The sequence below is a fragment of the Stenotrophomonas sp. STEN021 genome (assembly GCF_056760175.1).
In genome coordinates, this window is sequence record NZ_JBRREH010000141.1 from 1 (window position 1) to 5,399 (window position 5,399).

The window sequence follows — 5,399 nt, forward strand, 5'->3', positions numbered from 1 at the left end:
CCCCTTACATTGTGTGGGGTTGTCGGGCCCTCTGTTGGCTCTTCTTGTTTTTGCTTGCGTGGGCCCGCTGCGTCGTGGGGCGCGCAAATAAAAAAACGCGGGCGCGGGTGGCGCCCTCGTCTGCATTCCCTCACTCCTCCCAGCTTACAGCCGCACCAGCAGATGCTTGGCCATTGCGCCGTGCAACTTGCCGATGCCGCGTGCCAGATGCAGGGTGCCGAACAACAGCAGCACGCCTGCTCCCACCGACGCCGGCCATAACCAGAATGCATTGGCAACGTTCACTCCATTGATCCATACGGCCACCGCTTCAGTGGTGAACAGGCGCGCAACCGGTGCAAACACCAAGGCCAACGACGTCGTCAGCAGGGTCGTCGCCACGGTGAAGTACAGAATGCCCAGCGGCAACATCAGCAGGAAATACAGCATCGTCAACCACGTGCGGCTGTCCGAGAACATCGCGCCGATGCGCTGCATCCAACCCTGGCTGCGGTCGGTATAGGTCGGACGACGCGGCATGCGCACGCCCAGCATGGTTTCGATGATGCGCCCTTCAACCAACGACAACACGCGCACCGAGCCCAGGAACAGCAGCAGGACCGGAATACCGATAATCACGATCAACAGCGATACCGACAGCGACAAACCGGAGACCACCCAGGTAAAGAAGAAGATACCGGTGGCCAGCGACAACAGCATGTAGAACAGCGCGCCATAGGTGTGCGGGTCCATCGCCACGCCGAAGAACCGAGCCAACAAGGAGCGCGGCGCAGCCTTGCGAACCGGCGCTGCCACATTCGGTTCAGCCGCCGATGCAACGCCCTCGACTGCCGCCGCAACCGCCGGCATGGCAGGTGCCGCCGGCCCTGGTGTACGCAGGGCACGATTCACCGTCACTTCGGTCTCGCGGTAGATCTCTGCAACTTCTTCAGGCGCACCATAACTGCTGGCGACACCGGCAATCACCTCGGCTTCGCTCTTGCCCGGCTGCTCGGCCAGCTCCGAGCGCAGATACTCCTCGGCGTCGTACAACGCGTCCTGGATCATCGCCGGATCGGCACCACTCAATGCGGCACGCAGCTGATCCAGATATTCGGGAATCGTCGTCGGCAGCGCTCGCACGGTGTATTCGGTGTTCATCAGTTGACTCCTTCCAGTACGGACTCGACCGAGTCGCGGGTGGCATTCCAGGCGGCGACCCATTGCCGCAATGCGGCGCGGCCATCGTCATTGATGCGGTAGTAGCGCCGCGGCGGTCCAGCCACCGATGGCTCCACATGGCTTTCCAGCAGGCCCGCGCCTTCCAGGTTGCGCAGCACCGGGTACAAGGCGCTCTGCTTGCCACTGAGCACCCCGTCGCCAACCCGCTCCAGCTCCTTGGCGATCAGATAGCCGTACAGCGGCTCCGGTGCCTTGGCCAGCACCGCCAGCAAGGCCAGCGACACCGTGCCTGTGCTCAATTCCTTCTGGAACTTGCGCAGATGGGCATCCAACTCAGTCATGGCCTTCACTCCTGCCGACTAGCGTGAAGCAGATACTAGTACTTAGTTCGCTATAGTGAATATGCCGGTAGTCACCCCCACCTCGGTCATAAGGCTGGCGGGCAGCGCAGGCAATCGCGCAGAATCTGGGCACACCCAACTGGAATGCGCCCGATGACGCTACGTCCCTGCCTGCTTGCGCTGGCTCTGTCGCTGTCCCCGCTGCCGCTGCTGGCGGCCGACGCCCCCGCCAAGTACCGCAGCGCGCAGGAGATCATCGATGCCGCCCCGGCCAGCGACTGGCACACCCCTGCAGCCGAGAACACGCTGTACATGGATGTGGAAGGTGGCCGCGTCATCATCGAGTTGGCCCCGCAGTTCGCTCCCGAGCACGCTGGCAACATCCGCACGATGGCCAGGGAGCACTTCTGGGACGGGCTGAGCATCTACCGTTCGCAGGACAACTTCGTGGTCCAGTTCGGCGACGCTGATGCCGACGATACGGCCAAGGCCAAGTCGATGGGCAGTGCCAAGACCCATCTGCCTGCGGAGTTCCAGCGCCCGCTGGAAGGGCTGGCCTTCACCCCCCTGCCCGACCGCGATGGTTGGGCCGCCAGGACCGGCTTCGTTGGCGATTTCGCGGTCGGTAGTGATGGCAAGAACGCCTGGTTGGCGCATTGCTATGGCGCGCTCGGTGCCGGCCGCAACAACGATGAGGACAGCAGCGTCGGCGCGGAGCTCTATGTGGTCACCGGCCAATCGCCGCGCCAGCTGGACCGCAACATCACCCTGGTCGGTCGCGTGCTCAAGGGCATGGAACTGCTCAGCACGATCAAGCGCGGCCCCGACCCGATGGGCTTCTACGACGATCCGGCACAGCGTACGCAGATCAAGGCCATCACCCTGGCCAGCGAACTGCCGGAAGCGCAGCGGGTAAACCTGCAGGTGTTGCGTACCGATTCGAAGACCTTCGCCGATGCGGTGGAAGCGCGTCGCAACCGCGTGGACGGTTTCTACAAGCGCGCCGCAGGCCATATCGACCTGTGCAACATCCCGTTGCCGGTGCGCATCCGGTAAAAGAGCGAACCATGTAGTGCCGAGCCATGCTCGGCAGATGCCTTACCGGGAACATCCATTGCCGAGCATGGCTCGGCAATGGATGTGTGTCTGTTGGTTTGGTTGGGAACGCCCCTGCCGAGCAAGGCTCGGCACTACAGGTACGGCTGCTTGACATGCCATGGCAATCAGGCGCTTAATTAATTAACGAATTAGTTAATTGATTACTCATGCCCGCCGACCAGATATTCGAAGCCCTTGCCTCACGCCCGCGCCGGGAGATCCTGGCCTATCTGTCGGCACAGGAACTCACCGCAGGGGAAATCGGCCAGCGTTTCGAGATGAGCGCGCCGGCCATATCGCGCCACCTCTCGGTTCTCGCCGCTGCCGGACTGGTCCAGAGCGAGCGCCGCGGCCAGTTCGTTTTTTACCGGCTTACCCCCGACAACATGGTCAACACCTTGAGTCGCTTTGCCTTCGAGGTCTGCCCAACAGCAGGCCCGCTGCAACGCGAATCACGTCGCGCCGTCAGGACCAAGGCAAAACCCGCCAGCTGACTACCACGAGGCATCGCATGGAACGCAGTCGCACTCCCAACCAAAGCAGCTTTCCGCAGGTCTCGATCACTGCCAGTGATGGCAGCCGTGCCGCGGAAGTCACACTGCTGACCCAGCTCGATGTAGGTGCTGGAGATGCAGTCGCAACCGCGGCAGGTGCACGCCAGGCCCAGCATGCACATTTCAACGATGCGCTGGACGAGCCCTCCGCGCGGCTTTCAGCTCCCGACCTGGCTGCCGGCGACAACGCCGCGCTTTACACGTTCTCGGTGGGCCGCCATGGTCATCCATTCCATCGTCATGCTGCACCGCGTGTATTCACTGCGATCAGCGGCAGCGGTGGTGCCCGTCTGCGTTTCATCGCCGCCGGTTCGGCCTGCGACACACCGCAGGATATCCAGCACGCCCTGCGTCACGTCGAGATTCCCGCCGATTGCCTGTTCACGGTGCGCATGGTCGCCAACACCTGGCACCGGTTCGAGCCGCTGCGCGGCAATGGCAGGCACCCGGCCCTGTTCGCGGTTTCCTGCCATCCCGATGAAACCGCAGGCGCGCTGGACACCGCACAACAGGCACAGGTCATGCGCGGCGAAGCCGACCTCGCCAGCCTCACTGAACTGATGCCGGCAGTACTGCAGCAGCACACACAACAGGCGCAGGTGTGGACCAGCGTCCTCAGCTTCGACCCACAGCCGCGGCAAGCCTGGGCCTGTGCGCAACTGCGTCGTCATGCAGGGCAGGTACGCCAACTGCTGGTGCAACTCCGCCCACGCAGCGGTATCCGTTCGCAGCGACTGCCCGCCCTGGAAACACACAGCAGCCATCAACTGCCGCCGAACTCGCTGCTGGCCAAGCAACTGCCGCGTCACCACCATCAGGACCACGTGGAGGTTCAAATCAATCCGCGCTGGCTCGGCGGCAGCAATCCGGAACAACTACTGGCAGCGCTGCTCACCGCCTTCATCCAACAACCCGCCGGCAGCGTCAGCGGCCTGATGCGGTTGCGGAATCTATTGGCGCGGCCGTTGCGACTGCGCACCTCCTCACTGGGCTGCCCGGTATCGTCGCTATTGAGCGATGCGCCGACACAACGCTTTGCCCAGCGCTTCCCGGTGCTGGCCATGTCCAGCAGTACCAACGCGGCGCAGGTGCTGCTCGGCGCCGATGATCGTCACCTTCAATTCCGCTCCAGCGTCACGGTGCAGCGCGACGGCGAGCTGATCACCTTCAGCCTTTCCACGCGGGTGTATTGCCGCAATCCCTTCGGGCACCTGTACATGGCCGCGGTGGACCCGGTGCATCGTCATTTCATCGCACCGAAGATGTTGAAGACCGCCGTCAATTGCCTGCTTGAGGAGGCCGCAACAGCCCTCCCTGCCGGCGCCGCGGCCATCGTGACGATGTGAACGGCGGCATCGTTCAGCCGATGGGACGATGCAGGCAGTAAACGGCGACTACCGGAGCTGCCTGTATCGCAGTAGTTTGACGTTTCGTCCTGAAGGAGGCTGCCATGGCCCACGTCACCATTGAATCAACGGGAAGCAACTACGCCCATCGCATCAGCAACGGCGTCCACCAGCTTGTTGCCGATGAGCCTGCCCGGCTGGGTGGGCAGGACGCAGGCATGGCGCCGTTCGACCTGTATCTGGCATCGCTGGCCGCCTGCACTGCGATTACCTTGCGGATGTATGCGGAGAAAAAAGGCTGGGAGCTGGGTGAGTTCAACGCCGAGCTAACCTCCAGCCGCGATGAAGCCGGTAAGCTGCAGGTGCACCGCATTCTTTCCGCTACCGGCGCGTTGACCGAGGAACAATGGGAGCGACTACTGGACGTAGCCACCCGCACACCGGTCACCAAAGTGATGGGCGAAGGTGCAACCATCACCAGCGAATACCGCGCCCTGAAGAGTTGAGACGCCATGTTTACGATTGTTGTTATCTGGGATGCAGACAACGCCGAAGTGACCCAATGGGACGAGACGCCGTGGGTCACTACCTTCAAGGATCGCGAAGTGTCCTTGCGGGCTGGCCCGCGTGAGCGTGTGGATGCCAACGGCGTCAGCAGCCAGGTGGCGGTCTATCTGCCCGATGAGTTCAACGAAGAAGAGTTCCAGGACCTGTTTGCCGCGCACGAGAAGCGGATTCCGGAGCTGCATCTGCACGGCTGATGCTTGATGTGCGTGGGCTGTTTGTAGGAGCGGGGGGGGGGGGGGGGACCCGCGCCGGAGAAGAAACACCACCAGAAACAGCGGGCCCGCGGCCCCACCCCACCCAAAGACAAATAGAACTGGGGGGGGCCCCCCCCC

Annotated in this window: 7 protein-coding genes; 5 read left to right on the plus strand and 2 right to left on the minus strand. The window is 63.0% G+C overall.

Annotated elements, in window-relative coordinates; all coding sequences use genetic code 11:
• Nucleotides 1-144: 144 nt before the first annotated feature.
• Nucleotides 145-1,140, minus strand: coding sequence for a sensor domain-containing protein (locus tag ACVOL0_RS19890; protein WP_481550553.1), 996 nt, complete (start codon nucleotides 1,138-1,140; stop codon nucleotides 145-147).
• Nucleotides 1,140-1,502 (minus strand): PadR family transcriptional regulator, encoded by a 363-nt coding sequence (locus tag ACVOL0_RS19895; RefSeq protein ID WP_481550554.1) that lies wholly within the window; start codon nucleotides 1,500-1,502, stop codon nucleotides 1,140-1,142. Before ACVOL0_RS19895 ends, ACVOL0_RS19890 begins: the two co-directional genes overlap by 1 nt.
• A gap of 153 nt (nucleotides 1,503-1,655) precedes the next feature.
• Here ACVOL0_RS19895 and ACVOL0_RS19900 point away from each other — a divergent pair, with 153 nt between their 5' ends.
• The 5 genes from ACVOL0_RS19900 (at nucleotide 1,656) to ACVOL0_RS19920 (ending at nucleotide 5,261) form a co-directional block, all read left to right on the plus strand.
• Complete coding sequence (locus ACVOL0_RS19900; RefSeq protein ID WP_481550555.1) at nucleotides 1,656-2,558, plus strand: peptidylprolyl isomerase; 903 nt, start codon at nucleotides 1,656-1,658, stop codon at nucleotides 2,556-2,558.
• A 209-nt stretch (nucleotides 2,559-2,767) separates the two neighbouring features.
• Entirely contained in the window at nucleotides 2,768-3,094 is a 327-nt protein-coding gene (locus ACVOL0_RS19905) for a metalloregulator ArsR/SmtB family transcription factor (RefSeq protein WP_481550556.1), read from the plus strand.
• Between the two features lie 17 nt (nucleotides 3,095-3,111).
• The gene (locus tag ACVOL0_RS19910; RefSeq protein ID WP_481550557.1) at nucleotides 3,112-4,500 is read left to right on the plus strand and encodes a DUF2867 domain-containing protein; all 1,389 of its coding nucleotides are present in this window, start codon (nucleotides 3,112-3,114) and stop codon (nucleotides 4,498-4,500) included.
• A 104-nt stretch (nucleotides 4,501-4,604) separates the two neighbouring features.
• The gene (locus ACVOL0_RS19915) at nucleotides 4,605-5,006 is read left to right on the plus strand and encodes an OsmC family protein (protein WP_481550558.1); all 402 of its coding nucleotides are present in this window, start codon (nucleotides 4,605-4,607) and stop codon (nucleotides 5,004-5,006) included.
• Nucleotides 5,007-5,012: 6 nt separating this feature from the next.
• A complete protein-coding gene (locus ACVOL0_RS19920) occupies nucleotides 5,013-5,261 on the plus strand; it encodes a hypothetical protein (RefSeq protein ID WP_282273345.1) in 249 nt (82 codons plus the stop codon).
• The last annotated feature ends 138 nt before the right edge of the window (nucleotides 5,262-5,399 follow it).